This window comes from Paenarthrobacter sp. AB444, assembly GCF_028736865.1.
GTDB classification, from domain to species: domain Bacteria; phylum Actinomycetota; class Actinomycetes; order Actinomycetales; family Micrococcaceae; genus Arthrobacter; species Arthrobacter nicotinovorans_B.
The window spans coordinates 94,684-121,396 of record NZ_JAQZBY010000013.1; the positions used below are offsets into that span (position 1 = coordinate 94,684).

A 26,713-nucleotide genomic window follows, 5' to 3' on the forward strand; every position below is an offset into this window, starting at 1 on the left:
CCGTGGCACTGGAATACCGCGAATGGAAGGAAGGCGACGATCTCGCCCTCCTGGAGATCTGGGGTGGTCCTGAGACCCTTCCGGCGGAGCAGTTCCGTGCGGCCTTTGCGCCGTCGAGCAACCAGCCTTGGCGGCGGTGCATCGTTGCTGAGGACGTAGTGGACGGCGTGCGGATTCCTGTTGCGGCGGGCGTGGTGCATGAGGCTTCGCTTCACCCGGAACGGCTCTGGGCCTACATCGAGGTTGCCAAGGACCACCGCCGTGAAGGCGTCGGCGCCACCCTGTTGACCATGCTTCGCGCCGAAGCCGGCAACTCGCCGTCGGGCGTTTCCAAGCTGCGCAGCAAGGTGGAACCGGACACGGCCGGTGCGGCGTTCGCTGCCGCTGCCGGGCTTTCGCCCATCCAGCGCTCGCAGCTGGTGGTAGTGGATCCGGAGCCGCTCCCGCTTCCGCGCTTTGGCGATGGCTCTGAAGAAGCTGCGTCCGAACGCGTGGAAGACCTGGCAACCGGTTCCGTTGAGTTGAGCGAGGTCGTGGGCAAGTACTACACCCACGTCCACCACTGGGACAGCCCTGGGGAGCTCAGCATAGCCACCGTCCAGCGCTTGTTCCTGCATGACCTGACCGGCGCCCATGGTGCCATCGTGCTGCGCGCGCCCAAGGCCAGTGCCTTTGGCCAGGGTGTTCCGGCCAGCCGCAAGGGCAGGATCCAGGCCTTCGCCATCAGCTACGCGCAGGGTGACTCCGAGGAGCCATCGGACGTCTTCCTGGGCCACGATCCCAACCTGTCGGCCGAGGAAGCCGCTTTTGCCGTTCGGGACCTGTTGGCCCTTATTGCCTACCAGCACCCTGTACTGCTGGAAGTTGACGGGTCCATGACAGCCCTGCGGACAGTCCTTGAGCCTTTGCTGGAGTCCGGTAAAGCCCACGTCCGGGGCGCAGATACGGTGATTGTCAGCGACTGACCGGTTCTCCACCGAGGTCATTGGAGCACTGCTAATCCTGTCCGATCCATGGTTCATGGGCCGGGCAGGATTCGCTGTTTCCTGGGCTTTATCAAAGGTTCTTGACGCGGCCAAGGCGCAGGAGTAGTCCTATCGAAGTAAGCCCCCACGCCGTCACGAACAGGGGGAGCAGCGTGAGGAAAGTCCGGTCTCACGGCTGAATCGATGGTGAGCACTATGAACCCAATCGCCCTCGACGGACTGCGGGAACAGTTGCGCGGGCAACTCGTCACTCCCGAAGATCCCGACTACGACGCAGCACGCGCCGTCTTCAATGCAATGGTGGACAAACGTCCCGCCGGTGTTATTCGCGTAGCGCAGGTTTCCGATGTCATCGCCGGCGTCAACTTCGCCCGCGAAAACTCCATGCCCTTGGCCATCAGGGGAGGTGGGCACAGTGCTCCCGGATTTGGCACTTGGGACGACGCCCTGGTGTTGGATTTCGTGAACCGTACCGGCGTCCGGGTGGATCCCCAGCGTTCCAGGGCCCGGGCCGAGGGCGGTACGACGTGGGCCGACTTCAACTACGCCACCCACGCTTTCGGGCTCGCGACCACAGGCGGCATCGTCGGGTCCACCGGTGTCGCTGGCCTGACGCTGGGCGGGGGGATCGGGTACCTCGCCAGGAAGTACGGGTTGTCCTGCGACAACCTTGTCTCGGCAGATGTCGTCACCGCGGACGGCAACTTCCTGATCGCCAGTGACGAACAGAACGAGGACCTGTTCTGGGCCATCCGGGGCGGCGGGGGCAACTTCGGTGTGGTGACGTCGCTGGAGTTCGAACTGCATCCCGTGGACGTGATCCATGCCGGGATCATCATTTACGGTGCGGAGAACATCCCCGCAGTGGCCAGGTTCTATCGTGACTACATAGCCTCCGCACCCGAAGAGTTCGGGGCGTTCCTGGGCTTCCACCAGGGCCCGCCCGTTCCTTTCCTCCCCGAGGAATGGCACGGAAAGGCAGTGTGCGTGGTGGTGGGAATGTGGACGGGTGATCCTGCTGAGGGGGATGCACGCTGGCAACCGTTCCTGGAGGCCGCTCCTGTGGCCGGGTCCATGGTGGGGCCCATGCCCTATCCGGCGCTGAACGTGGCCTTTGATGGACTTAATCCCAAGGGCATGCAGGGGTATTGGAAGGCCAACTTCCTGCGCGAACTCAACGATGGGGCAATTGCCGCCCACGCCCAATTCGGGGCCACCGTGACCAGCATGAACACCGCGGTCCATGTCTACCCCATCGATGGAGCAGTGTCGCGGGTAGGCGTCCAGGACACTGCCTTCGCCCACCGCGACATGAAGTTCTCGCCGGTCATAGCAGCGCAATGGCCCGATCCTGCAGACAACGAAGCCAACATCGCCTGGACACGTGGGTACGCGGCGGCACTGGCACCGCACTCGGAAGCGGGCGGCTACATCAATTTCATGGACTCGGAGGACCAAAACCGCATCGCGGACAATTACGGACCCAACTGGGAGAGGTTGGTGGCCGTCAAAGCGAAATACGACCCCGACAACCTCTTCCGCGTGAACCAGAACATCCCGCCGGCCTGAGTCAGGAGCGCCCTGCCGTCCACGTAGGCTTAACCCATGAGGTTTTGCAGCTGATGGGCCACAGTCACTCCCACGGTCATTCTGAAGGTTTGGAACCAAGCCCGCAGGCAGTCGCTTCCCGTAAACGGGCCAACTGGCTGCTGGCGGCGGTGCTGGTGCCACTGGGCGTGCTGACGCTTGTGGCGATGCTGCTGATGTGGCCTTCGGGCAGCAGGGAAGGGATCAATTTTTCAAGTCCCTACCAGGCAGCCCCGGGCGTAACTTTCGATACCGGCAGGATCCAGAGCGTGGTGGTGGAAAGCTGCACCCAGACAGGCCAAAACAGCAGTGCCCAAAGCCAAACCGGCCAAAGCCAAACGGGCCAAAACCAGAACCAGGCAGGCGGCTCCCAGTGCACCTTCGCTTTCACGGTTCCGGACAAGGGCGGGGAAGCGGTAAAGGTGGTCATCAACCCCGATGTGGCCATGTCACACGGTGTGGATGTGGGCGACTCGATCCGTTACTTGAACCTTTCCGGGGTCCAGGGCAGCAACGCGGGCAACGGGGCGCCGGCGTACGTCTTCGTGGATTTCGTTCGCAACATCCCGATTGCCGCCCTGGCTGTGTTGTACGCCGTGGTGGTGATTGCAGTAGCCCGTTGGCGAGGGTTCCGCGCACTGCTGGGTTTGGTGGGTGCCTACTTCGTCCTGGTCAGCTTCATCCTGCCGGGCCTGGTTGAGGGCAAGCCGCCGCTGTTGCTGGCGCTGGTGGGCTCCACTGTGATCATGATCGGTGTCCTCTACTTCGCCCACGGGTTCTCGGCGCGAACCTCCACGGCGTTGCTCGGGACCATTTTCGGGCTCGGTATCACTGCATTGCTTGCCGCCTGGGCCACCGACGCGGCCAACCTCGCCGGTGTAGGAAACCACGACGCCGCGACGCTGGTGAACATGTCGCCCCAAATCTCCATCTCGGGGATCATCCTTTGTGGTCTCATCATTTCCGGGCTTGGTGTCCTGAACGACGTCACCATCACCCAGTCCTCGGCAGTGTGGGAGCTCTACGAACTCGCACCGAACACCAGCGCCCGGAAGCTCTTCTCTTCGGCCATGCGGATTGGTCGGGACCACATCGCGTCCACGGTGTACACCATCGCGTTCGCGTACGCGGGCGCAGCACTTCCGATCCTGATCATCGTGATGCTGTACGACCGCCCCCTGGCCGAGGCCCTCACCAGCGCCGAGCTGTCCGAGGAAGTCATCCGCACCCTGGTGGGCTCCATCGGCTTGGTCCTCGCCATTCCGGTCACGACCCTCATCGCCGTCCTGGTGGTCAAGGCCACCGGCATGAAGCGCCTTGCTGCCGCCGGCGGACCGACCGTAAGCGCCGACGACCTGGACGACACCGGCGCGCTGGCCGCGGCCGCCGTCGTCGTGGGTTCTGAACAGGACGACAGGAACGACGCCGGTGCGCGGCCGGGTGCCGACAGCAGCCAAGGCACCGGTCACACGCCGGCGCGGCCGGGAAGCCGCCGGGCGCAGCGCGAAGCCGAGCGCCGGGGCAGCGATTGACCTGATGACATTTGTCATGTCCAACTGATGACACCCGCTAGGGGTGCGCGGAGGAGCCTCCGGCTTGAATGGGTGTACAAGACCTATTCCAGGGAGAGCAATGACAACACGGGGAGTGCCGGCCGTTCACGCGGTCGGACTGCATAAGAGCTTCGGGAAGGTCCAGGCTGTGCGTGGCCTGGACCTGACCGTGCAGCAAGGGGAGGTGGTGGCTTTCCTCGGCCCCAACGGGGCCGGCAAGACCACCACCATCGACATGATCCTGGGCCTGGGCACCCCGGACCAGGGCGAGGTTTCCATTTTCGGGCACACCCCCAGGGGTGCCATAGCCCGCGGCCAGGTAGCGGCCGTCATGCAGACAGGCGGGTTGCTGCGGGACATCAGTGTCCGCGAGACCGTGCAGCTCACCGCGGCCATGTTCGAATCGTCACGTCCCGTGGAAGAGGTACTTAAGCGCGCCGGCACCGAGGACATCGCGGATCGACGGGTGGAAAAGTGCTCTGGCGGACAACAGCAACGCCTGCGGTTCGCCATGGCGTTGGTCTCGGACCCGGGTCTGTTGATCCTGGATGAGCCAACCACCGGCATGGACGTGGCCGGCCGCCGCGATTTCTGGTCCGCCATCCGCGCGGATGCCACCAAGGGCCGGACCGTCATTTTCGCGACTCATTACCTGGAGGAAGCAGACGCCTACGCGGACCGCATCGTCCTGGTCCGGCAGGGAACCATCGTGGCCGACGGAACCGCGGCCCAGATCAAGAATCTGGCCTCCGGCCGGACGGTCCGGGCTTCTCTGCCACCGGAGGACCGGGAGCTGCTTGCCGCGCTGCCGCCGGCCGACGCCGTTGAGTACGACGGCGGCCGCGTCACCGTCCGCACGTCCGACTCGGATTCCGTGGTCCGGTTCCTCCTGAACAACACCCGCGCCCACGACCTTGAAGTGGTGGCCCACAACCTCGAGGAAGCTTTCGTGGCACTGACCGGCGAAGCGTCAGCCCCTGCCGCAACCCCGGCATTCGAAGGAGGCCGGGCATGAGCCAGGCAACAGCAATCCAGGACCGGAAACCGTCCGCTGGCGGTGTAAATGCCACGTTCCTGTGGATCGAAATCAAGCGCATGCTCCGGAACCGACGGACAGTCATGTTCACCGTCCTGATGCCGGCCATCTTCTTCTTCATCTTCGGTCTGTCCAACAAGAACCAGCAGTTGCCCAATGGCCACAGCTACGGCCAGTACATCCTGATCAGCCTCACCGTCTACGCGGCCATGACGGCAGCCACAGGAGCCGGCAGCCAGGTGGCTGTGGAACGGGCCCAAGGCTGGAGCAGGCAGCTTCGGCTGACCCCGCTGCTTCCGGGGGCCTACATCGCCGTGAAAGCAGCGGCCGCCCTTACGCTGTCCCTGGTGGCCGTGATTGCGCAGTTCGTCATCGGTGCCATCTCCGGTGTCACCATGGACCTGCAGACCTGGCTTACCGCGGGCATCGTCGCGTGGTTGGGCTCCTTGGTGTTCGCTGCCTTGGGGCTTTTCGTTGGGTACCTGATGCCCAGCCAGAACGTCATGCAGGTCCTTGGCCCAGTGCTGGCGATCCTGGCGATGCTTGGCGGCCTGTTCATGCCGATCGAGATCATGGGCGACACCTTTGGCCAGATCGCCAAGTACACGCCGGCATACGGCATTGGACAGTTGGCACGCAGCCCCATCACGGGGGAGTTCGATGCCATGTGGATCGCGAACGTCCTGGTATGGCTGGCGATCTTCGTCGGTGGAGCAGCCATGGCGTTCCGTCGCGACACCCACCGCGTCTGAGCTTTCCGCGTGACTAAGGTGGGATCCATGAGCAGCCCGTCACTGTGGGAAACCCTCCGTGGTCCTGGTCCCCGGCGTTGGTTCCTCGGGGCAGGCTTGTCCATCATGCTGTGGGCGTGGCCCACCTGGAACCTCGTTTGGTCGGTGGATGAGCCCACAACCTGGAAGGTGTTGGCTTCGGCGTCATTGGTTGCCTTCTTCGCAGCCTACGCGGTCCTGCCCATGATCAGCCGCAGACGGGATGCCCGGACGGGCTTGGTGTGCGTTGCGATCCTCTTGGCCTTGAACGGATTGGTGATCCTGCTGATAGGCAGGGAGGCATTGTGGACGTGGCCGTTCCTGGCCTGCGCCATTGGGATGACCACACTGCCACCGCGCGTGGATTTCGCCCTGATCATAGGGCTTTCCGGGATCTCCCTGGCCTCGGAGCTGGCTGAGGGAAATCCGGAGCAGGCATTCTTCCAGCCGGCGCTCATCTTGTCCCTCGGGTTCATGATGTCCTCGTTCGCCCGGATGATCCGCCAAACGGTTGCACTCCGGGCCGCCCAAACCGAGTTGGCCGATGCCGCCGTCGCAGCTGAACGAAGCCGTGTAGCCCGGGATATGCACGACATCCTGGGCCACTCGCTCACAGTCATAGCCGTCAAGGCGGAATTGGCGGGGCGTCTGATGGAAGGCGTGCCGGCGGGACCAGCCAGGGACAAGACGGCGGTCGAGATTGCAGAGGTCCAGGAGTTGGCCCGCGGCGCGCTCGCCGATGTCAGGGCTACGGTGGCCGGCTATCGCGGGGTCAACGTCCTGGCTGAACTGGCGACGGCCCGCACAGCCTTGGAATCGGCCGGAATCGACGCGGACCTTCCGCGGACGGTGGAGCAGGTGCCTGCCAAGCACCGCGAGTTGTTCGGCTGGGTCCTGCGCGAGGGCGTGACGAACGTCGTGCGGCATTCAGGCGCCGGACACTGCCGGGTCCGTTTGACTGCCTCCAAAGTCCTGGTGGAGGACGACGGCGTGGGCCCGGGTTCCGGTGCCACCGGCAACGGTTTGGCCGGAATACGTGAGCGTGTTGCTTCGGCCGGCGGGACCGTAAGCATTGGACCAAGTGACCTGGGAGGGTTCAGATTGGCTGTCGAAGTATGACGATCCGGTTGGTCATAGCAGATGACCAAGCACTGGTCAGGGGTGCGCTCGCAGCCCTGCTGGGACTCGAAACGGACATCGAAGTGGTGGCCGAACTGGGAGATGGTACCGGCGTGGTGTCCGCTGTTCTGGAGCATTCCGCGGACGTGGCCATGCTAGACGTCGAGATGCCGGGCCTGGACGGCATCTCAGCGGCGGCGGCCGTCCGCAGCGCGGCTCCTTCCTGCCGGGTCCTAATGGTCACCACGTTCGGCAGGCCGGGGTACCTCCGGAGGGCCATGCAGGCGGGTGCCTCCGGTTTTGTCGTCAAGGACACGCCCGCACGTCAGCTGGCCGAGGCCGTTCGGCGCGTGCACAACGGCTTGCGGGTGGTGGACCCCTTGCTCGCAGAAGAATCGTTGATGTCCGGCGACAGTCCGTTAACAGAGCGCGAGACGGAGGTGCTGAAGGCTGCGTCCGACGGCGGCACTGTGGCCGACATTGCCAAAGCGGCGGCGCTTTCGGAAGGGACAGTCCGGAACTACCTCTCGGCGGCGATGGCCAAGACGGGTGCACGGACGCGGGCCGAAGCGGTGCGCCTGGCAGAGGATTACGGCTGGCTGCTTTGAGGGCCCTGGCCACCGATTTGCCCTGATTTGCAACAATGGATAGGTGACTGTAGTAGCAACGCCCCCCACCCCAAAGCTCGAGCTTCCGCCCTTGCAGCTCGGCGGGATCACCGTGGACACCCCGGTGATCCTTGCTCCCATGGCCGGAATCACCAACTCCGCCTTCCGCAGGCTCTGCCGTGAGTATGGTGGCGGCCTGTACGTGGCCGAGATGGTCACCTCCCGTGCCTTGGTGGAGCGGACGCCGGAGTCGCTGCGCATCATTTCGCACGACGACGACGAGAAGGTCCGCTCGGTGCAGCTCTACGGCGTCGACCCTGTGACGGTGGGCGCCGCTGTCCGCATGCTTGTGGAGGAAGACCGCGCCGATCACATCGACCTCAACTTCGGTTGCCCGGTCCCCAAGGTCACTCGCCGCGGGGGCGGCTCAGCGCTGCCGTGGAAGATCGATCTCTTCACCTCGATCGTCCAGACCGCAGTCAAGGAAGCGTCCAAAGGCGGAATCCCGCTGACCATCAAGATGCGCAAGGGCATCGACGAGGACCACCTGACGTACCTCGACGCCGGCCGGATTGCCCGCGACTCCGGAGTCGCCGCCGTCGCGCTGCACGGCCGCACTGCCGCACAGTTCTATTCCGGCCAGGCCGACTGGTCCGCCATTGCCCGCCTTCGTGAGGCCCTCCCGGACATCCCGGTGTTGGGGAACGGCGATATCTGGTCCGCCGAGGACGCCGTCCGCATGGTCCGGGAGACCGGCGTCGACGGCGTGGTGGTGGGCCGCGGCTGCCAGGGCCGTCCTTGGCTCTTTGGCGACCTGCAGGCTGCCTTCGAGGGCAAGGATGAACGGCACCGTCCCGGACTGCGCGAGGTTGCCGAGGGCGTCTACCGTCACGCCGAATTGATGGTGGAGACGTTCGGCAACGACGAATACAAGGCGCTCCGCGAGATCCGCAAGCACATGGCCTGGTACTTCAAGGGTTATGTGGTCGGCGGGGAGCTGCGCGCCAAGCTCGCCACCGTACCCACCCTGGAAGTGCTGCGTGAGTTGCTCGACCAACTGGACCTGGATCTTCCGTATCCGGGTGTCGATTCCGAAGGCCCCCGGGGCCGTGCGGGCTCCCCGAAGAGGCCTGCCCTGCCGAAGGACTGGCTGGAAAGCCGTCAGCTGAACGCGGAACAGAGCGCGGATATCTCGGCTGCAGAGCTGGACGTTTCGGGCGGCTAGCCTCACACGTGTAAGACTGGCTCAAGAAGCTCCACACCCGGCGCTTGAAGGAGGCAGATACCCATGGGAACCGAAGCAATGCTTGGCCGCGGCGAAACAAGCCACGATTATGTGCTGGCCATCCCCGGATACTCCGAGGCAGATTCTGCACGGTGGGTTGAAGAGCCACGGAAGAGCAACTACCGCTCGGATTTTGAGCGGGACCGCGCCAGGGTCCTGCATTCATCGGCATTGCGCCGGCTGGGTGCCAAGACGCAGGTCGTGGCTCCGGACACGGACGACTTTGTCCGGACCCGGTTGACGCACAGCCTGGAAGTGGCCCAGGTCGGCCGCGAATTGGGCCGGGCCCTGGGATGTGACCCTGACGTTGTGGATACTGCCTGCCTGAGCCACGACCTCGGCCACCCGCCTTTTGGCCACAATGGGGAATCTGCCCTGAACGAGGTGGCGCACACGATCGGCGGGTTCGAGGGCAACGCCCAAACGCTCCGCCTGCTGACCCGTCTCGAGCCCAAGGTGCTCGCCGCCGACGGCAGGCCGGCAGGACTGAACCTGACCCGCGCCAGCCTGGACGCTGCGTCCAAATACCCGTGGTCCGCCGTCGACGCCCCCGTCATCCATGGCCACCGCACGAGCAAATTCGGAGCTTATGAGGATGATCTGCCCGTGTTCGAGTGGTTGCGCGAAGGCGCGCCGGGAAACCGGTCATGCATCGAGGCCCAAGTGATGGACCTGGCCGATGACATCTCGTACTCGGTCCATGACGTGGAAGACGCGATCGTTGCCGGGCATTTCCAGCTGAAATGGATGGAGAATCCGGATCACCGTGCCCGGGTGGTGGGTTACACCAGGCAGTGGTACCTCCCGCACAACGACCCCGCGGAAATCGATGCCGCCCTTGCCCGCCTGGAAGCCACCAACGTCTGGGTCCGCGAAGCCGATGGAAGCCGTAAATCCATGGCAGCGTTGAAGGACATGACCAGCCAGTTGATCGGCCGTTTCTGCCAAAGCGCCATGGAAACCACCCGCGAGCACTTCGGCCCTGCCAACCTCACACGCTATGACGCCGAACTCATGGTGCCCGAGGAAACCGTCACCGAAATCGCGGTGCTCAAGGGCTTGGCCACCACGTTCGTCATCTCCACCGACCACCGCCAACCGGTGTACGAGCGCCAGCGCGAAGTGCTGCACGCGTTGGTGGGAGTTCTGAACGCCACCGGCGACCGTCACCTGGAGCCGATGTTCGCCGCCGACTGGCGGGACGCCGTCGACGACGGTGCGCGCCTGCGCGTCGTTATCGACCAGGTGGCGTCGCTGACGGACGCCTCTGCCCTGGCCATGTACGAACGTTTGGTGGGCAGCCTCCCGTCGCTGTGGTAGGACCTCCGGGCGGACAGACTAGGATGGACTGGTGGCTGGCCTGATCAAACGTGAAGATATCGACGAAGTACGCCAGCGCACGGACATCAAGGAAGTTGTTGACGGTTACGTCACGCTCAAGGGCGCCGGATTGGGCAGCTTCAAGGGATTATGTCCCTTCCACGACGAACGGTCGCCCTCCTTCACCGTCCGGCCGCAAGTAGGCAGGTACCACTGCTTCGGTTGCGGCGAGGACGGCGACGCCATCTCCTTCATCCAGAAGATGGATCACAGCTCCTTCCATGAAGCCGTGGAGAAGCTCGCGGCGCGCATTGGCTACGAGCTCCGCTACGAGGACGGCGGCACGGGCCCAAGCCGCGAGGAAGTGGGCAAGCGTCAGCGGCTGCTGGATGCCCACAAAATCGCCGATGAGTACTTCCGGGCCCAGCTTCTGACTCCCGGCGCCGCAGAGGCCCGCAACTTCCTGGATGGACGCGGCTTTGACCGCGCTGCAGCGGAGCACTTCTCTGTGGGCTACGCACCGCAGGGCTGGGATTCCTTGCTCAAGCACCTGCGGGGCCGCGGCTTCACAGATGCCGAGCTGAAACTCACGGGCATGTTTTCAGAAGGCAACAGGGGTATCTACGACCGGTTCCGCGGCCGCCTCATTTGGCCCATCCGCGACATCGCCGGCGACACCATCGGCTTCGGTGCGCGCAAGCTCTACGAGGACGACCAAGGCCCCAAATACCTGAACACTCCGGAAACCACGCTCTACAAAAAATCCCAGGTCCTCTATGGCATCGACCTCGCCAAGCGGAACATCGCCAAGGACCGCCAGTTGGTGGTGGTTGAGGGGTACACGGACGTCATGGCGTGTCACCTCGCAGGAGTCACGACGGCGGTGGCCACTTGCGGTACTGCCTTCGGTACCGAACACATCAAGGTTGCCCGGAGGCTGCTTTCGGACGACGGCAGCGGGGGAGAAGTCATCTTCACCTTCGACGGTGACGCGGCAGGCCAGAAAGCCGCGTTGAGGGCTTTCGAGGAGGACCAGCGCTTCACGGCCCAAACCTATGTGGCGGTGGAACCGTCTGGAGCCGATCCGTGCGACCTTCGCCAGCTCAAGGGCGATGCCGCAGTCCGCGAACTTATCGGCACGAGGAAACCGCTCTTCGAATTTGCCATCAGGGCGACCCTGAGGCGGCACAACCTGGACACCGTGGAAGGGCGCGTGGCAGCACTGCGGGAGGCGTCTCCGGTGGTTGCCCAGATCAGGGACTCAGCGGCGAGACCGGAATATACGCGCAAACTTGCCGGCTGGCTGGGGATGCCCATCGAGGAGGTCAGCCGGTACGTTGGCGCGGCCGCGAAGCGCGGAACCGGCGGCAACGGCGCCGGTCCGGCCGGGCAGGCGCCAGCGGCGGCAGCACCGCCGTCGGGCATGCCGGTCTTTCAGCGCCCCAACCCCGGTGACCCCGTGGCGGGGATGGAACGACAGGCCCTCGAAGTGGTGCTGCAGGATCCTGCTGTCCTGGGAGGAATGGCGTGGGACCGCTTCGCGGCCTCCCTCTTCTCCACTCCGGCCTACGCGGCCATCCATGCTGCCATCCGCGCCACTGGACTTGCCCACGCGGCCGACGCTGTCTCCTGGGTGGAGCAGATCCGGCAGGAAGTACCTGAACCCTTGCGGAACCTGGTGTCCGAGCTCGCTGTGACTCCGCTGCCGGCCAGCACTCCCGAAGCCATGCAACGGTACTGCCGCGATATCCTGGCCCGCCTTTTCGAACTCCAGATCACCCGCATCAAGGCCGACAAGATGGGGCAGCTCCAGCGGCTCGATGCCGCAGCGTTCCCGGAGGAATTCCAGCGGCTGAACCGGGAGCTGATGCAGCTCGAAATGGAGCGAAGGGCCTTGCGTTCGGAGGGCTGAGAACCTCGATTTCGTTTTCCGGCAGCCCCCTGTTAAGCTAGTAACCGCTTCATTCCTCCGTAGCTCAATTGGCAGAGCATTCGACTGTTAATCGAAGGGTTACTGGTTCAAGTCCAGTCGGAGGAGCGCAAAATACCCCCGTTCCTGTCAGTCGGAACGGGGGTATTTTTATACCCCCAGGGGGTATCTCCGCTCGATTTCACATCCCGTAAAACCTTTGCTAAAGTCATAACCGCTTCATTCCTCCGTAGCTCAATTGGCAGAGCATTCGACTGTTAATCGAAGGGTTACTGGTTCAAGTCCAGTCGGAGGAGCGAAAGGACCCCGTACCGGCTTCGCTGCTGGTGCGGGGTCCGCTGTTTAAACGAAATCCATCTCCACCTGCAGGAAGCGGGAGGCCTCGGCAACGGCCGCCATGAACGAATCGTGCTCGGTTGGAGGAGTCCTTGGTTCGCGTGGGTGCCATTCATGGGGTGCTGAATAGACCCTGGTGAAGCCTCCGCCGGGAGGGGCGTAGAAGATCCCGAACCGCTGCACCGGCCACTCCGGTGATGTTTCAGGGGCCACCAGAAGCGCCGCGTCCGTTTCCGGGTTGTACCACTGGGCAATGGGCCTGCGCCGGTCGTCCGTGAAGAGGCCGCCGGCATACAAAGCGGCCGACGGCGGACTGGTCACCGAGCACAGGCGGTCCCACCACAGCGGAAGGATGCGGTCATCCTTGCGCTGCCAGGGTGCCGGAAACGGCTTGACCTCTTGCCCATGTGGCACATCTCAACTTTATCGCCGGTGGGTTGCCGCGAAAAGGGCAGCAATCAGCGGGAGAGCCCCAGACGCGGGTACAGCACGTCAAAGCCCTTCTCGAGGCCCGCATTCAAGGCAAGGCCCACGTGTCCGCCGTTGGGTACCTCGTAGTACGTCACCGTCATCCCGGCCTTCTGCGCCGCCGCTGACACTGCTTGTGCGGCAGCGACGTAGACGAGGTCGTCCGACCCCGCGGTGAACACTGCCGTGGTATCCGGGAAGTGCCTGCCCTTCATGATGTTGATGGGCTTTTGGGCATCGTACGCCGCCTGGTTGCCGGCGAAGATTTCTTCCAGGTTCCCTGCCGGGTCTTCGGCCCCGGGGAATTCCTCGCCTGAGATGTCCACCACGTTGCCCCACATCTGCGGATACTTCACCGCGAACGAAATGGCGCATTGGCCGCCGTTGGAATAACCGGCGATGGTCCAGTGGTCCCTGTCGGGCAGGATGTTCAAGTTGGCGCGGGCCCAGTTCACCACGTCCTGGTTGATGTACTTCTCCACGTTTCCGTACTTGGCGGTGTCCAGGCAGAGGGTGTCATCCTGGTCCGGACCGATCTGGTCGGCCACGATGGCGATGGGTGCCAGGCCGTTGTTCCTGGCCGCGAAGTCATCGAGGGCGGCTGAGACGTATTGCGGGTCGGGGAGGCCTGGCTGGCCCATCATGAGGACGAACAGGGGCAGCCGTGGCGGATTCGCCGTCAGCGCAGCCGGTGGGAGATAGATTCCTGCGGGGCGGGCATTGAAACCGGAAGCTGTAGCCGGGATGACCTGTGTTCCCACCTTGCCGTGGGCCGGCATGTCTGCCGGAGGAGACCAGTGCTGCCACAGTGGTCCGGTGGGGATGGCGCTGTCCGGGTTCGGTTTGTTCAAATCGATGGCATCCTGGGTGGAGATCCCGAGGGCTGATCCCAAGGTGTTGTTCAGGCCGAATTCCGCGTTGATGCCCAGGGCTGCCGCAATGACGAAGACGGGTACCGAGACGCCGGCAACCACCTTGCGCCAGGGCCTGCTGCGGACCAAACTGACAGCGGCCAAACCCAGGGCAGCGAAACAGCTGATGGACCAGAACCATACCCGTGGCGTCAGGCCCACGTGAAAGACGTCCATCACGTCCTCCACGATCCACACGGTAAACCACCCCAGCAGCCCGGCCACCACGATGGCGGACATTGCCGTGCGCACCCATCGTGCGGACGGCCTCAGGAACAGCACCAGGAAAAAAGCCAAGGCAACGATCCCGGCTGCGGCCAGGACAAGGGGACTGGTGATCTCCAGTTTCAAGACGTCGTTCATGGGCGCGCTGCCCGGTCAGGCTTCATGCGGCAGGCTCCTTGGCGACCATCTGCCGCAACAGGCCGGCACTTTGGGCCGGAGACAGCCCGGGCAGGTAGGCCGAACCAACGGCCAGTCCAATCGAAGGCAATGCAAGAGGATCCTGGTAGTACATGTACAAGGTGCGGTGCTCGGGCTGGAAGCGTGATTTGAAGGCCGCCAAGGATTTGAAGCCATACATCGGCTCCAAAGCGTTCCCCAGGAGCGCCAGGACCCGGTCCAGGGAGCTGCGGTCACCTTCGTCACTCCCGGTCCCGGCATTTGCCAGGGGAGAGCCGGAGAGGGAGATACGCGGAACCTGTTCCTTGAAGTGCGTTACTGCGGAGGCAATGAGGAATTCCATGACGCCTTTGAAACCCGTGGTCCGGCGCCTCATGAAGTCCAGGGTCCAACCGGAGATGCTGCCATCGCGGAACACAGGAAGCCAACTGGTCACGCCGTGGACCAAACCGTCGTCGTCCACCGCCACACAGCAGAGGACTTCGGGATCCTTGAGTTCGTTCAGGCCTCCCAGGGTGAATCCCATCTCCGGAAGGGCTTTGTCGGACACCCACTCTTCAGAGATCTCAGCCAACTGTGCCCTGATCCCAGGCGGCATGGCTCCGTAGTGGTACCAGAGATCCTTGATGGACAACTTGTCCGCGCGGTTGAGGGCGGTGCGGACGTTTTGCCATTCCTTGCCCTTGAACGTCATGGCCTGGACATTGAGCAGCGTTTCTTCGGCAACCTCCAGTTTCCTGAAACCGAGGGGGAGCAGCGGAGCATCCAGGCTGGAATCAGCGGAGTAGAAGCAGGGGACCAGGCCCAGCGCGGAACAGTGCGACACGAAACCCAGGGCTGCCTCGTCATGGCGGCTGGCAGCACCGTAGGGGCCGGCCACAGTCAGGGCTACTCCGTTATGGACCTGGTAGGCGACCCCCGCCTCCCTGCCAGGGGTGAACCAGTACTGGTTGTTGTCCCACAGCGCCATCCAGGACAGGGTGCCGCCACCTTGATGCAGCAGCTCGCGGGTGTGCCCCAGATCGGCTGCGGGGTCGGTGGTGATCAACTTGAAGCGGCGGTAGTTCTTCAGGACCAGGACCAGGATCACGAGCCAGATGACCACCCCGCCCAGGCCGTACAGAACTGTGCTCACCAGCCCCTGCGGCAGGGCCACGACAAACGGAACAGGGAAGGGTACCAGGATGTGCGTCAGTTGACCGGCAAGGTCCCACAGCGAAGATTGGCCGGCGTTGCCCTCCAGGAACCAAAACGCTGCGTACAGGGCCACGGCAGTGAGGGCCAGAACCAGTGCGGCCCTGCCCAAGGTACGGTATCCGGCGTCGCTGGACTCCACCCTGAACCGGTGCCTGTTGGCCAGCAACAGCGCCACGATGATGATGGGGGCCAGGACCGCGGGGACGACATACAGCAGCAGGTAGCCGAAGTCCTCATCGCCGAGGGTAACGTCGGGGTCGGAGACGTACTGGACAATGGCCAGGATCGTCACCGCCACCAAGTACAACTGGATGATCAACGTCAGGCGATAAGCGAGGCGACGACCACGGCGAAGTCCCTCTGCACAGACCAGCAGCAGGAGAACCGGAATTGTCGTCAGAACAGCCGCGCCCCAGCTGCGGACACCCACCACGTTTTGCAAGGCCACGCAGTTCGCTTCGTTTCTGCAGGCTTCCTGAACCTCATCGACGTCGGGACTGGCTTGCAGCATCACCTCCGAGACCACCGACAGTGGCCCAACTTCCCAAGTGCCGGTGAGCTGCGTCAGCAGCGGTCCCAGAGCGAACACGCCCACCACCGTCCCCACCAGGAACCGCGTTTCCCGCAGGCTCGAGGAACGGAAGGACCCTCCGCTCCGGTGGAACACGACAGACTGGATTGCCCACCCGGCGACGACGCCAATGACAGCGCCGGCCAACGCCTGCAAAGTCTGGGCAACACCAACGAACAAGGCGAACATCAACGCCGCGGCAAGCAACCACGTGCGCAGCCGGCGACGCCACAGCGAGTCGAGTGCCGCCGTCGAAAATCCCAACGCCGCCGCAGCACCACCGTAGGCGCCTACAGCGTATTCGCCGCCCAGGAAGCTCAGCCATTGGTCGCTGTTGTCGGTGCCGAAAGCTACCATCGCCACCAACACAAGTGCGCTCAGGGCAGAGCCCCCAATGAAGGCAGCGAGAGCCGCCCACGGACCGATGACCCTTTCCGCAATGCCTGCCCCCAGCAGGATCGACGCGGTGCAAGCTACGTAGTCAAGAAGGGAAGAACCGAAAAACGTCGATGTGAACACAGACCACCACGGCCCGGGCTCCACCGCCAGTCCCAGCCCCACCTGATCCAGGAGGGCGTCGTTCGGGCCGTTAAGGACACTTCCAGTGGCCAATCCCACGATCCAGAAAACAGCCACCAGGGCCAGCGTTACCGGCTGGCTCCGTAGGGCGGCCAGCCCCCGCATGCTGCTTCGAAATCCGACGGCCGTGCTCATGTGATGTCCCCTTCACCGATTAGGCGCCGTTAAGACCGGCTGGCCACCATTCTGCCCTGCGGCCAGGCACTAAGGGGAGGGTATGGAACGTTCGACGCCGGAAGGTTGGCTCACGCTGGACGCTTAGTCCCGCTCCCAGGGGCCAGGGTTGACGCGGTAGAGGACAGCGGCGCCGATCACGGCGCCCACCAGCGCACCGAAAACCGCGCTTCCGGCGGCACGACCAATCAGCGCCCCGGCCACGGCGCCCAACAGGGCACCAAGGAAGAGGCCCCTGCCGTTGCGGTGCGGTTTCTTGCTCATGGAGACAGCCTACGTGGGGGTTAGTGGATTGACGGCACGGTACGGGGCCGTACCACCAGCCATAGGGCAGTCATCGACCCTGTAATGCAGACCGCCATCACAGCGCCCATCGGGACGGCGGAGGTGACCCCCAGCCAGCCGACCACCGGGGGAACGATCCCGGCCATCATGAATTGCGAGGCACCGAGGAGGGACGCAGCCGTTCCCGCCTGGGCTCCGTGGTTGGCCAGGGACAACACCTGGACGCAGGGAAACATGAAACCAGTGGCGCAGATGTAGAACCACAACGGAACCAGCGTGCCCCACAGGCCGACGTGGAAGAGGTCCAGCACGATGATAAGGCCTGACATGCACAGCATGAACAGGGTTGCCCCGGCCACGATCCACTGCGGGGCTATGCGCTTGATCAACCGGGAACTGATTTGGACACCGGCTACGATGCCCAGCGAGTTGATGCCGAAGAGGACGCCGTATTCCTGGGGCGAGAAACCGTAGACCTTCTGGAAGAGGAAGGTGGATGCGGAGAGGTAGGCAAAAAGGCCGCCGAAGTTCAGGCTTCCCACCAACACCATGCCAACGAAGATCCGGTCGGTGAGGACCTTTTTGTATCGTTGCCCCACCGTCACTGCGGATTTACCACGTTGTTCAGCCGGCAGGGTCTCCCGGATGAAGAAGATCGAGGCGACGATGACCAAAAGTCCATAGGCTGCGAGGAAATAGAAAATGCCGGGCCACGGGAAAACAAGGAGCAATTGTGACCCGATGACCGGGGCCAGGATGGGAGCGAGCCCGTTGACCAGGGACATCCGGGAGAACATCCGGACCATGGCGTAGCCGTGGAAGAGGTCCCTGACCATGGCCATGGCCACCACGCCACCCCCGGCTGCGCCGATGCCCATGAGGACACGGAAAACGGAGAGCATGCCGATGTCGGTAGCCAGTGCCGCCCCCAGCGACGAGCTGATGTGCAGTGCCGTGGCAAGGATCAGCGGCAGCCTGCGGCCCACCTTGTCACTGAAGGGCCCCACCACCAGCTGGCCAACCCCGAAGCCTACTGTTGTTCCGGTCAGGGTGAGCTGGATTGCCGCTTCCGAGACGTTGAAACTGGACTCAAGGGCCGGGAACGCGGGGAGGTAGAGGTCGATGGTGAAGGGGCCAAGCGCCGTCAGGGCGCCCAGCAGCAGAATGTAGACAAGTTTTTCGCGTCGGCTCAGGGAATCGCCCGGAGCAGTGGGAGGGGTCACGATCATCTATCCTATGGCCCAGATCATATTTATTGGTGGTATGACGGGCGCGCCACAGCGTGGCCCCGAAAGTTCAGCCGGAGCCTGAATGATAGCTTTGAGGACAGGTGTCCGCAGCGGTCCTTCCGAAGCGTTCGCCCGACACGATGCCCAGAGGAAGCAGTTAGGCGGAACCCATGAGTGGACGTCACACCGGCCGGACCAGTCAAGGACCAGCCATACGTACTTTGCCGAAGACCCTCAAGCTCGTTGCACGCTTGGCCCCACGGCAAATCAACGATGAGATCGCCCTTGCCAAGGTCGAACTAAAACGCAAGGCAAAACAGCTCGGTGTGGCCGGTGCGTTCTTCGGCGTCGCCCTCGTTTTTCTTGCGCTGCTGGTCATCGCGCTGGTGGTCGCAGCGATTTTGGCCCTGGCGACCATCCTGCCCGGTTGGCTCGCGGCCCTGATTGTTTCAGCCTTCTTCCTGGTGGTTGCCGCCATTGCCTCCTTGATCGGCATCGCCAAGTTCAAGAAGGCCATGCCATTGGCTCCCGAGGACACGATTCGTGGCGTCAAGCACGACCTCGGTATCGCCAAGGAGGGATCAGCCTTCGATGAGTCGATCCTGGACCCGAATTCACCGGCTGCCAAGGCCGCCAAGGCCGAGAAGGAAGCGGCCGCCCAGAAGGCAAAGGCCGAAAAGGCGGCGAAGGAAGCTGCCAAGGAAGCCGACGCCGTCAAGGCGCCCACTGAGGCCGAACTTCGCTCCCGCCTGCGGAAGCGCCGCGAGCACCTGACCGGTGTGCGGGACGAACTTGGCGAACAGCTCGACGTCAAGAAGCAGGGCCAGGCGCTGCTGGAAAGCGCCAACATCAGGTTCCAGGAAGGCAAGGAGTTCGCCGCCGCCAAGTTTGCCGACTTGGGAGACTCCGTCCCCGAAAGCGTCAGCGAGCGGATGGCTGCCCACTGGAAGGACCTTGCAGCGTTCGCTGCCGCCGCCGTCGTCTTCGTGGTCGCACTCAGGAAGCTGCTGAAGAAGTAGCAGTCTCCGGCGGCACCGGAAACTGAAGGCAAGGAAGGGGGACATATGAAGCTGATTGGTGCTGGTTCGCACCCTGATCGTCCGCAAGTCGATCACGACCTCATCTTCACAGTCCCCAACATCCTCACTGTCCTGCGGTTCATGGGCGTACCCCTGTTTGTGTGGCTGGTCCTCTCTGAACAGGAATACGGGTTCGCCGTCCTGGTCCTGGTTGTCATGGGCAGCACGGACTGGGTTGATGGCTACATCGCCCGGCGGTTCGACCAGACTTCCAAATTGGGCAGGATCCTGGACCCGATGGCCGACCGGGCCGCCCTCCTGGCTGTCGCGTTCACCCTGGTGATTGCCGGCGTCGTGCAGTGGTGGTACCTGGCCGCCTTGCTGGTGCCGGACGCTATCCTGGCGGTAGCTTCGTGGGTCTACTTCCGGGGCCATCCTGACCTTCCCGTGAGCATCATTGGGAAGATCCGCACCGCGCTGTTGCTGGTGGGAACGCCACTGCTGGTCCTGTCTAAACTTCCGGTTCCCCTCACCGGGGTATATTTCGTGGCAGCCTGGACGTTCCTGGGACTCGGCCTGGTGGGACACTGGATCGCGGCATACAACTACTTCTGGGCCATCCTGCGTAAAGGAAAAGAATTGAAAACCGACGACGGCGGACACGGCTGATGGTCTTGCTTGCGGTTTTCCTCGCAGTAATGGGCGCTTTCTTCCTCGCCATAGGAGCCCAGCGGCAAGGCAGCGCCGTGAAGGCGGACACCGGGGGCCTGGCGCTGAGCTCGAACGGTTTTTTGCGGCTGTTGCGGAACCCACGCTGGATGCTGGGGCTTTTGTTCCTTGTCATGGGAATGGCGATGAACGCCATCGCTTTGGTGTCGGCGCCATTGACGGTGGTGCAACCAATCGGTGCCATTGCGCTAGTCATCACCACGGTGGTCAACGCGAAGGACCAGGGGCTCAGCATCAACCGGGCAACGGTGGTCGCCATCAGTGCCTGCGTTACCGGTTCGGCGCTGTTCGTCCTGCTGGCAGTGTTCGTGACCCAGGAAAACCACCACGTCAGCGGTGAGGACGAACTGACGATCGTCCTGCTCCTGGCACTGGCGGTGGGGGTGTTTGGCACCTTGGCTGTCTTGTTCAAACACCGGATGAGCGCTTTCATCTATATCCTCGGCGCCGGTGTCCTGTTCGGCTTTGTCGCGGTCCTGACCCGCATCATCGGAAAGCATCTGCTGGATCCGAACGGCATGTTCCTGCTCAATGTGCAGTGGTACACACTGATCGCCATCGCGGCAGCGGGCGGTCTGGGTTCGTGGTTCGTGCAAAGCGCGTACTCAAGCGGCCCGCCCGACCTCGTGATCGCCGGGCTGACCGTGATCGACCCCATGGTGGGCATCGCGATCGGCATCGTCATTCTTGGTGAGCTTCGTCCCGATGTCCACGCCGTCATGGCAATCGCCATGGCAGCGGCCGCTTCCCTTGCTATCGTGGGTGTTATTGCCCTGAGCCGGCACCACCCGGAAGTCACCAAGCGCAAGAAGGATGCGAAGGCGGCAGCCAACCGGAAGGCCTAGGGCAGATCTGTACCTTGCGCCACCGCGTTTACAGGTGGCAAACCGGCGACACCGCAGCATTGCCACAAGCAACGCTGTCCGCACCGTGACCATCAGGAGTTCTCCACGTGACCATTCCCGACACCACCAAACCCCTCACCATCCTGATTGCCGCGGACACCTACCCGCCGCACGTCAACGGGGCTGCCCAGTTCGGCTACCGGCTGGCCAAGGGGATGACGGCACGCGGACACAACGTGCACGTACTGGCTTGCCGGCAGGACAAGGGCAAGAGCTTTACTGAGTTCCGCGACGAAGCCACAGTGCATCGCCTGCGTTCCCACAGCGTCTTCACGCACGAGTACTTCCGCATCTGCTTCCCCTGGGAGATCAAGAAGGAAATCACCCTGCTGTTCGACAAAGTGCAGCCCGACGTCGTTCACATCCAAAGCCACTACATGATTGGCGAGCACGTCCTGTACGAGGCCGTGAAGCGTGGCATCCGGGTTATCGCCACCAACCACTTCATGCCGGAGAACCTGAACCCGTTCCTTCCCTTCCCGCAGTGGTTCAAGGACATCGTGGGCCGGATTTCCTGGAAGGACATGGGCAAGGTGATGGGGCAGGCCGACGTCGTTACCACTCCCACCCCGCTGGCCGCCAAGGCGATGCACCAGCATGCTTTCCTGCGCAAGGTCCTGCCACTGTCCAACGGCATTGATTCCTCGGCATATGAACTCCACCCCGGTGAGGTCATTGAACCCCACAGCAATCCGACGGTCCTGTTTGCCGGACGCCTGGCTGAAGAAAAGCACGTGGATGTCCTTATCGACGCCATAGCCAAAACCCCGCGTGAACTCAATGTGCACTTGGAGATCGTCGGAGGCGGCGAAGTCCGCCCGGCTTTGGAAGCACAGGTAGCCAGGCTCGGGCTCCGCGACCGCGTGAAGTTCCTGGGGCTTGCCAGCGATGAGGAACTGCGCGAGGCCTACATCAGGGCCGACATCTTCTGCATGCCCGGCACTGCCGAACTGCAGTCGCTGGTGACGCTGGAGGCCATGTCCGCCTCCACCCCCGTGCTGCTCGCAGATGCCATGGCCCTGCCGCACCTGGTCCGGGAGGGTGAAAACGGATACCTCTTCACACCCAACGACAGCTCCGAACTCGCGGCCAAGATCACCAAGTTGGTACAGCTTCCCAAGGACGAACTCGAAGCCATGGGCAAGATGAGCCGTGAAATGGTGGAGCCGCACAGCATCAATGGCACACTCCAGACCTTCGAGGACCTCTACCGGGGCGCCTCTTACGAGGACAAAGTGGTGTGACCGCAGCACTGCTCTTTAGCTATTAGTATTGCTAGAGTGCTTTGCCCCGAACGGCTGTTTCGTTCGGGCATCACGGGGCTATAGCTCAGCTGGTTAGAGCGCGGGACTCATAATCCTAAGGTCCTCGGTTCAAGTCCGAGTAGCCCTACGAAAACAGAAATCCCTCTTGTCGACGCGGTGTCGGCCGGAGGGATTTTTGCGTTCCGGGGTTACGGCTTTTGTGGGAGTTCCGTGCTTGCTGCCGTGCGAACCCACCGTTGCGGCGGGTCCCTTTCTGCGGTAAGTTACTGATCAGTAACTTACTACTCGCCGGTAACTTGGCTGCCCGGCGGCCCCAGGGCCAGCAGTGCAGTCGTCGCCGGATCATGACGTGGTCGCAGGTGACCACCCTTGAAGGAGCGCACATGTCCAACACTGCATTCGATGCCGGCAACCTTCCCTACGCCGACGGCGACTTCTACGCCTTTGAGCAGCTGCTGACCAGCAAGGAGCAGGATCGGCTGGCAGAAGTCCGTGAGTTCCTCGCCCGCGAGGTCAAGCCCATCGCGGTGGACTGCTGGAACCGTGGCGAATTTCCCATGGACCTCATTCCCAAGCTCGGCGAGTTGGACCTTGTCAGCCCAGTGCGGCGCCAGGGATACTCGAATCTGTTCGCCGGCATGCTCCACGCCGAGGTAACCCGCGCGGACGCATCGATCGCCACCTTCATGGGAGTTCACGACGGACTCTTCACGGGATCCATCGAAGCCCTCGCGTCCCAGGAGCAGAAGGATGCCTGGCTTCCCGACATCTACTCCCTGAAAAAGATCGGGGCCTTCGGGCTGACCGAGCCCCTTGGCGGTTCTGACGTGGCCGGCGGCACCCGCACCACGGCCCGTCGCGACGGTGACACGTGGATCCTCGACGGCGCCAAGCGCTGGATCGGTAACGCCACCTTCTCGGATTGGGTAGTGATCTATGCAAGGGACGTGGCCGACAACCAGGTCAAGGCATTCTTGGTTGACACCACCTTGCCGGGCTTCTCCGCCAGCAAGATCGAAAACAAGATCTCCCTTCGCACTGTGCAGAACGCGGACATCACCCTGGACAACGTGGTTGTTCCCGACTTCTTTAAACTGGCCAACGGCAACAGCTTCCGGGACACCAACAAGGTCCTCAAGGTCACCCGCCTGGCCGTTGCGTGGCAGGCCGTCGGACTCCAAATGGCAGCTTTCGATGTGGCACGCAGCTACGCCGTTGAGCGCCAGCAATTCGGACGCCCGCTCGCGGCCTTCCAGCTCGTGCAGAACCAGTTGGTCCAGATCCTGGGCAACACCGTCGCCTCGATGGGCATGATGGTGCGGTTGGCGCAGCTGGAGGATGCCGGCGTCGCCAAGGATGAGCAGTCGGCGTTGGCAAAGGCCTTCACCACGGCCCGCATGCGCGAGAGCGTTGCCTTGGGGCGAAGCATCCTGGGCGGCAATGGAATTGTGACCGACTACGGCATGGCCAAGATCTTCTCCGACGCGGAAGCGATCTACTCCTACGAGGGCACGCACGAGATCAACACGCTGGTCACCGGGCGCGCCATCACCGGAGTATCGGCGATCGTCTAGTACTTCCAAGCGTGCAGCTCCGGAGTTTGGGCCGATCTTCCGGTCCTGCCCGGCGCAGGCTAGTCCAGAGGCAACAGCACCGAGGGCCTTAGGTCTGCCACGAAGCCCAGCGGATTGACGTATTCCCCGTCGCGCCGCACGCCCCAGTGCAGGCAAGTGGTGCTCCCGCAGTGGCCCGGCTGCACGTTGCCGATGGTTTGTCCTTTGACGACGTGGTCGCCCTCTTTCAAAGCGCTGATGACGGGTTCAAAACTGCTCTTGAGCCCATCGCCTTGGTCGATGGTGAGGACAGGGCGGTCGACCACGACGCCGGCAAAGGTCACCACGCCATCGGACGGCGCGGTGACTGGTCCGCCGTCGGGCGCTGGACCCAAATCCACGCCCCGGTGCCCGCTCAGCCACGGCTTGTCCGGGGGATCGAACGTCCGCAGGACGGCAGGTTTGGGGGAGAGTGGCCAGCTCCACCGCCCAGGGGGAGTGGGGTCGGTTCCGCCAAGCCCGGCCAGGAGGGTGAAGGCAATGACCAAGGATGTTGCCGGTTTAAGGAAGGGCATGGGTCCAGCCTTCCGGGCGCCGGGAATTCGGGCCATGGCCCGGACGCTGTATGTGGATAACCGGTGCTGATAGGCGGTCATTTGGGCGGGTTCCCTGTAGTACACTTGGTGGAGCAGTTTGCTGTGCCCTCATGCTTGTTCAGGAACATGTCTCATTCAGATATGTGAGGGTCCCAGGCTGACTACGCGTATCCAGCCCTCCTCCAGCGAAGCCCAGTCTTCAGGCTGCGGAGGATTGTGCCTCTTGCGGTCCGGCGGAACCTCGGTTCCACGCCGGATGAGAAGCGCAATGGATGCCAGGAGCCGCGCCCATCCGGGCAAAGGCTAAACAACCGTCAACTATTGGCAGGGTAAGAGCAGCCCCATGGGCTCTCTCATGAATGACCTGCCGGAAGGAGCGTCGGCATGCCCGTCGTAACCATGCGCCAGCTGCTTGACAGCGGCGTCCACTTTGGACACCAGACCCGTCGTTGGAACCCGAAGATGAAGCGCTTCATCTTCACGGAGCGCAACGGCATCTACATCATTGACCTCCAGCAGTCGCTGTCCTACATCGACCGCGCCTACGAGTTCGTCAAGGCTACTGTCGCCCACGGCGGCACCGTCCTGTTCGTCGGCACCAAGAAGCAGGCTCAGGAAGCAATTGCCGAGCAGGCTACCCGCGTCGGCCAGCCGTACGTCAACCAGCGTTGGTTGGGCGGTATGCTCACCAACTTCCAGACCGTCGCCAAGCGTATCCAGCGCATGAAGGAACTCGAAGAGATCAACTTCGACGACGTCGCCGGTTCCGCCTACACCAAGAAGGAGCTCCTGCTCCTCAAGCGTGAACTCACCAAGCTTGAGTCCAACCTCGGCGGTATCCGCAACCTGACCAAGGCTCCCTCGGTCCTCTGGGTTGTTGACACCAAGAAGGAACACCTTGCTGTTGACGAAGCCAAGAAGCTGAACATCCCGGTTGTTGCCATCCTGGACACCAACTGCGACCCGGACGAAGTTGACTTCCCGATCCCGGGCAACGACGACGCCATCCGCTCCGTCAACCTGCTCACCCGCGTTGTTGCCGACGCCGTAGCTGAGGGCCTCATTGCCCGCAACCAGCGCGCCACCGGCACCACCGAAGCTCCGGAAGAGCCGCTGGCCGAGTGGGAGCGCGAGCTCCTCGAAGGCAGCAAGGCCGAAGAAGCAGCAGCCGAGGCTCCTGCAGCCGAAGCTCCCGCCGCTGACGCTGCAGCAGGCGAAGCCGAAGCCAAGTAAATCTTGACCTTCGCCGGCCCCGGAAACGGGACTGGCGGCAACTGACGGGATGGCGGCTCACATGGTGGGCTGCCGTCCTTCAGTTACGTAAACACACAAATTTCTAGACAGAGGGGTTCACATGGCGAACTACACTGCTGCTGACATCAAGGCCCTGCGCGAGCGCACCGGCGCCGGCATGATGGACGTCAAGAAGGCTCTTGACGAGGCCAACGGTGACGCTGAGAAGGCCATCGAGATCATCCGCATCAAGGGCCTGAAGGGTGCTACCAAGCGCGAAGGCCGTTCCACCGCTGAAGGCCTGGTTGCTGCCAAGGTCAACGGTGGCGTTGGCGTAATGATCGAGGTCAACTGCGAGACCGACTTCGTGGCCAAGGCTGACAAGTTCATCCAGCTGGCCGACAAGGTCCTCAACGTTGCAGTCGAGTCCGGCGCTGCCGATCTCGAGACCCTGCTGGCAACCGAGGTCGACGGCAAGCCGCTGTCCGAGGTTGTTGTTGAAGAGGGCGCTGTCCTCGGCGAAAAGGTTGTCGTCCGCCGCATCTCCCGCGTAGAGGGCACCACGGTTGACGCTTACCTGCACAAGACGTCCAAGGACCTCCCGGCCCAGGTTGGCGTTCTGTTCGCAGTAGACGGTGAAGGCGAAGCCGCTGAAACCGCCGCGCACGACATCGCTGTCCACGTTGCAGCCATGGCTCCGAACTACCTGACCCGCGAAGACGTTCCGGCCGAACTGGTCGAGTCCGAGCGTCGCATCGCCGAGGAGACGGCCAAGGCTGAAGGCAAGCCGGAAGCTGCTCTCTCCAAGATTGTCGAAGGCCGCGTGACGGGCTTCTACAAGGGTGAAGTTCTGGTTGACCAGGCATTCGCCAAGGATTCCAAGAAGACTGTTGCACAGGTCCTCGAAGAAGCCGGCGTCAAGGCAACCGCAGTAACCCGTTTCCGCGTCGGAAACTAGTAATTCATGAGAAGGGGTGGTCACTTCGGTGGCCGCCCCTTTTTCATGCACGCGTTCGGGTAGTACCAGCCCGGACCCACAGCACGATAATCTAGCCAGAGTCCACCAA

General features: G+C 63.1%; 23 protein-coding genes and 3 tRNA genes. 20 read left to right on the top strand and 6 right to left on the bottom strand.

Annotation, left to right across the window (positions count from 1 at the left end; genetic code table 11):
* The first annotated feature begins 2 nt into the window (after positions 1-2).
* The 12 genes from PQ627_RS15865 to PQ627_RS15920 all read left to right on the top strand — a co-directional run bounded on the left by PQ627_RS15865 (position 3) and on the right by PQ627_RS15920 (position 12,490).
* Positions 3-965 (top strand): GNAT family N-acetyltransferase, encoded by a 963-nt coding sequence (locus PQ627_RS15865; protein ID WP_274262462.1) that lies wholly within the window; start codon positions 3-5, stop codon positions 963-965.
* Between the two features lie 216 nt (positions 966-1,181).
* Positions 1,182-2,555 carry an FAD-binding oxidoreductase gene (locus PQ627_RS15870; protein ID WP_274262464.1) on the top strand — a complete coding sequence of 458 codons (1,374 nt, stop codon included), beginning with the start codon at positions 1,182-1,184 and terminating at the stop codon, positions 2,553-2,555.
* Between the two features lie 53 nt (positions 2,556-2,608).
* Positions 2,609-4,105 (top strand): YibE/F family protein, encoded by a 1,497-nt coding sequence (locus tag PQ627_RS15875; RefSeq protein ID WP_274262465.1) that lies wholly within the window; start codon positions 2,609-2,611, stop codon positions 4,103-4,105.
* 100 nt (positions 4,106-4,205) lie between these two features.
* The gene (locus PQ627_RS15880) at positions 4,206-5,141 is read left to right on the top strand and encodes an ABC transporter ATP-binding protein (RefSeq protein WP_274262466.1); all 936 of its coding nucleotides are present in this window, start codon (positions 4,206-4,208) and stop codon (positions 5,139-5,141) included.
* A complete protein-coding gene (locus PQ627_RS15885) occupies positions 5,138-5,914 on the top strand; it encodes an ABC transporter permease (protein WP_274262467.1) in 777 nt (258 codons plus the stop codon). The genes PQ627_RS15880 and PQ627_RS15885 overlap by 4 nt, the downstream gene beginning before the upstream one ends.
* A 27-nt stretch (positions 5,915-5,941) precedes the next feature.
* Entirely contained in the window at positions 5,942-7,051 is a 1,110-nt protein-coding gene (locus PQ627_RS15890) for a sensor histidine kinase (protein WP_274262468.1), read from the top strand.
* A complete protein-coding gene (locus tag PQ627_RS15895) occupies positions 7,048-7,659 on the top strand; it encodes a response regulator transcription factor (RefSeq protein WP_274262469.1) in 612 nt (203 codons plus the stop codon). Before PQ627_RS15890 ends, PQ627_RS15895 begins: the two co-directional genes overlap by 4 nt.
* A 43-nt stretch (positions 7,660-7,702) precedes the next feature.
* Entirely contained in the window at positions 7,703-8,884 is a 1,182-nt protein-coding gene (dusB, locus tag PQ627_RS15900) for a tRNA dihydrouridine synthase DusB (RefSeq protein ID WP_262277969.1), read from the top strand.
* A 63-nt stretch (positions 8,885-8,947) separates the two neighbouring features.
* The gene (locus PQ627_RS15905) at positions 8,948-10,264 is read left to right on the top strand and encodes a deoxyguanosinetriphosphate triphosphohydrolase (protein ID WP_274262470.1); all 1,317 of its coding nucleotides are present in this window, start codon (positions 8,948-8,950) and stop codon (positions 10,262-10,264) included.
* Between the two features lie 31 nt (positions 10,265-10,295).
* The gene (gene dnaG / locus PQ627_RS15910; protein WP_274262471.1) at positions 10,296-12,176 is read left to right on the top strand and encodes a DNA primase; all 1,881 of its coding nucleotides are present in this window, start codon (positions 10,296-10,298) and stop codon (positions 12,174-12,176) included.
* A 53-nt stretch (positions 12,177-12,229) separates the two neighbouring features.
* Positions 12,230-12,302: transfer RNA gene (locus tag PQ627_RS15915), tRNA-Asn, on the top strand.
* Between the two features lie 115 nt (positions 12,303-12,417).
* A tRNA-Asn gene (locus tag PQ627_RS15920) sits at positions 12,418-12,490 on the top strand.
* Between the two features lie 46 nt (positions 12,491-12,536).
* Here PQ627_RS15920 and PQ627_RS15925 read toward each other — a convergent pair.
* The 5 genes from PQ627_RS15925 to PQ627_RS15945 all read right to left on the bottom strand — a co-directional run bounded on the left by PQ627_RS15925 (position 12,537) and on the right by PQ627_RS15945 (position 18,346).
* On the bottom strand, positions 12,537-12,944 hold the full coding sequence (locus tag PQ627_RS15925) for a hypothetical protein (RefSeq protein WP_274262472.1): 408 nt from the start codon (positions 12,942-12,944) through the stop codon (positions 12,537-12,539).
* Positions 12,945-12,988: 44 nt separating this feature from the next.
* Positions 12,989-14,272 (bottom strand): alpha/beta hydrolase, encoded by a 1,284-nt coding sequence (locus PQ627_RS15930; RefSeq protein WP_274262473.1) that lies wholly within the window; start codon positions 14,270-14,272, stop codon positions 12,989-12,991.
* 22 nt (positions 14,273-14,294) lie between these two features.
* Positions 14,295-16,793 carry a bifunctional lysylphosphatidylglycerol flippase/synthetase MprF gene (locus PQ627_RS15935; protein ID WP_274262474.1) on the bottom strand — a complete coding sequence of 833 codons (2,499 nt, stop codon included), beginning with the start codon at positions 16,791-16,793 and terminating at the stop codon, positions 14,295-14,297.
* A gap of 123 nt (positions 16,794-16,916) precedes the next feature.
* Positions 16,917-17,096: a glycine zipper domain-containing protein gene (locus PQ627_RS15940; RefSeq protein ID WP_274262475.1), complete on the bottom strand. Its 180-nt coding sequence runs from the start codon at positions 17,094-17,096 to the stop codon at positions 16,917-16,919.
* Positions 17,097-17,116: 20 nt separating this feature from the next.
* Positions 17,117-18,346, bottom strand: coding sequence for a multidrug effflux MFS transporter (locus PQ627_RS15945; protein WP_274262476.1), 1,230 nt, complete (start codon positions 18,344-18,346; stop codon positions 17,117-17,119).
* Between the two features lie 170 nt (positions 18,347-18,516).
* Here PQ627_RS15945 and PQ627_RS15950 point away from each other — a divergent pair, with 170 nt between their 5' ends.
* The 6 genes from PQ627_RS15950 (at position 18,517) to PQ627_RS15975 (ending at position 23,838) form a co-directional block, all read left to right on the top strand.
* Complete coding sequence (locus PQ627_RS15950; RefSeq protein WP_274262477.1) at positions 18,517-19,365, top strand: phage holin family protein; 849 nt, start codon at positions 18,517-18,519, stop codon at positions 19,363-19,365.
* A 45-nt stretch (positions 19,366-19,410) separates the two neighbouring features.
* Positions 19,411-20,034: a CDP-alcohol phosphatidyltransferase family protein gene (locus PQ627_RS15955; RefSeq protein ID WP_274262478.1), complete on the top strand. Its 624-nt coding sequence runs from the start codon at positions 19,411-19,413 to the stop codon at positions 20,032-20,034.
* The gene (locus PQ627_RS15960; protein ID WP_274262479.1) at positions 20,034-20,939 is read left to right on the top strand and encodes a DMT family transporter; all 906 of its coding nucleotides are present in this window, start codon (positions 20,034-20,036) and stop codon (positions 20,937-20,939) included. Before PQ627_RS15955 ends, PQ627_RS15960 begins: the two co-directional genes overlap by 1 nt.
* A 107-nt stretch (positions 20,940-21,046) precedes the next feature.
* On the top strand, positions 21,047-22,243 hold the full coding sequence (locus tag PQ627_RS15965) for a glycosyltransferase (RefSeq protein ID WP_274262480.1): 1,197 nt from the start codon (positions 21,047-21,049) through the stop codon (positions 22,241-22,243).
* A 74-nt stretch (positions 22,244-22,317) separates the two neighbouring features.
* Positions 22,318-22,391: transfer RNA gene (locus PQ627_RS15970), tRNA-Ile, on the top strand.
* A 256-nt stretch (positions 22,392-22,647) separates the two neighbouring features.
* The gene (locus tag PQ627_RS15975; protein WP_274262481.1) at positions 22,648-23,838 is read left to right on the top strand and encodes an acyl-CoA dehydrogenase family protein; all 1,191 of its coding nucleotides are present in this window, start codon (positions 22,648-22,650) and stop codon (positions 23,836-23,838) included.
* 59 nt (positions 23,839-23,897) lie between these two features.
* Here PQ627_RS15975 and PQ627_RS15980 read toward each other — a convergent pair whose 3' ends face one another.
* Positions 23,898-24,392: a M23 family metallopeptidase gene (locus tag PQ627_RS15980; RefSeq protein ID WP_274262482.1), complete on the bottom strand. Its 495-nt coding sequence runs from the start codon at positions 24,390-24,392 to the stop codon at positions 23,898-23,900.
* Positions 24,393-24,797: 405 nt separating this feature from the next.
* Here PQ627_RS15980 and rpsB point away from each other — a divergent pair, with 405 nt between their 5' ends.
* On the top strand, positions 24,798-25,646 hold the full coding sequence (rpsB, locus tag PQ627_RS15985) for a 30S ribosomal protein S2 (protein WP_274262484.1): 849 nt from the start codon (positions 24,798-24,800) through the stop codon (positions 25,644-25,646).
* A gap of 121 nt (positions 25,647-25,767) precedes the next feature.
* Complete coding sequence (tsf, locus tag PQ627_RS15990) at positions 25,768-26,604, top strand: translation elongation factor Ts (protein ID WP_262277983.1); 837 nt, start codon at positions 25,768-25,770, stop codon at positions 26,602-26,604.
* Positions 26,605-26,713: the final 109 nt, after the last annotated feature.

What these genes read in the sequence shown, in the direction of transcription:
- PQ627_RS15935 (WP_274262474.1), bottom strand. Translation starts at nt 16,793, where the DNA reads ATGAGCACGGCCGTCGGATTTCGAAGCAGCATGCGGGGGCTGGCCGCC.
- PQ627_RS15950 (WP_274262477.1), top strand. Translation starts at nt 18,517, where the DNA reads ATGAGTGGACGTCACACCGGCCGGACCAGTCAAGGACCAGCCATACGT.
- tsf (WP_262277983.1), top strand. Translation starts at nt 25,768, where the DNA reads ATGGCGAACTACACTGCTGCTGACATCAAGGCCCTGCGCGAGCGCACC.
- PQ627_RS15940 (WP_274262475.1), bottom strand. Translation starts at nt 17,096, where the DNA reads ATGAGCAAGAAACCGCACCGCAACGGCAGGGGCCTCTTCCTTGGTGCC.
- PQ627_RS15895 (WP_274262469.1), top strand. Translation starts at nt 7,048, where the DNA reads ATGACGATCCGGTTGGTCATAGCAGATGACCAAGCACTGGTCAGGGGT.
- PQ627_RS15980 (WP_274262482.1), bottom strand. Translation starts at nt 24,392, where the DNA reads ATGCCCTTCCTTAAACCGGCAACATCCTTGGTCATTGCCTTCACCCTC.
- PQ627_RS15930 (WP_274262473.1), bottom strand. Translation starts at nt 14,272, where the DNA reads ATGAACGACGTCTTGAAACTGGAGATCACCAGTCCCCTTGTCCTGGCC.
- PQ627_RS15875 (WP_274262465.1), top strand. Translation starts at nt 2,609, where the DNA reads ATGGGCCACAGTCACTCCCACGGTCATTCTGAAGGTTTGGAACCAAGC.
- PQ627_RS15945 (WP_274262476.1), bottom strand. Translation starts at nt 18,346, where the DNA reads ATGATCGTGACCCCTCCCACTGCTCCGGGCGATTCCCTGAGCCGACGC.
- rpsB (WP_274262484.1), top strand. Translation starts at nt 24,798, where the DNA reads ATGCCCGTCGTAACCATGCGCCAGCTGCTTGACAGCGGCGTCCACTTT.
- PQ627_RS15870 (WP_274262464.1), top strand. Translation starts at nt 1,182, where the DNA reads ATGAACCCAATCGCCCTCGACGGACTGCGGGAACAGTTGCGCGGGCAA.
- PQ627_RS15885 (WP_274262467.1), top strand. Translation starts at nt 5,138, where the DNA reads ATGAGCCAGGCAACAGCAATCCAGGACCGGAAACCGTCCGCTGGCGGT.
- PQ627_RS15955 (WP_274262478.1), top strand. Translation starts at nt 19,411, where the DNA reads ATGAAGCTGATTGGTGCTGGTTCGCACCCTGATCGTCCGCAAGTCGAT.
- PQ627_RS15975 (WP_274262481.1), top strand. Translation starts at nt 22,648, where the DNA reads ATGTCCAACACTGCATTCGATGCCGGCAACCTTCCCTACGCCGACGGC.
- PQ627_RS15890 (WP_274262468.1), top strand. Translation starts at nt 5,942, where the DNA reads ATGAGCAGCCCGTCACTGTGGGAAACCCTCCGTGGTCCTGGTCCCCGG.
- PQ627_RS15905 (WP_274262470.1), top strand. Translation starts at nt 8,948, where the DNA reads ATGGGAACCGAAGCAATGCTTGGCCGCGGCGAAACAAGCCACGATTAT.
- PQ627_RS15880 (WP_274262466.1), top strand. Translation starts at nt 4,206, where the DNA reads ATGACAACACGGGGAGTGCCGGCCGTTCACGCGGTCGGACTGCATAAG.
- PQ627_RS15960 (WP_274262479.1), top strand. Translation starts at nt 20,034, where the DNA reads ATGGTCTTGCTTGCGGTTTTCCTCGCAGTAATGGGCGCTTTCTTCCTC.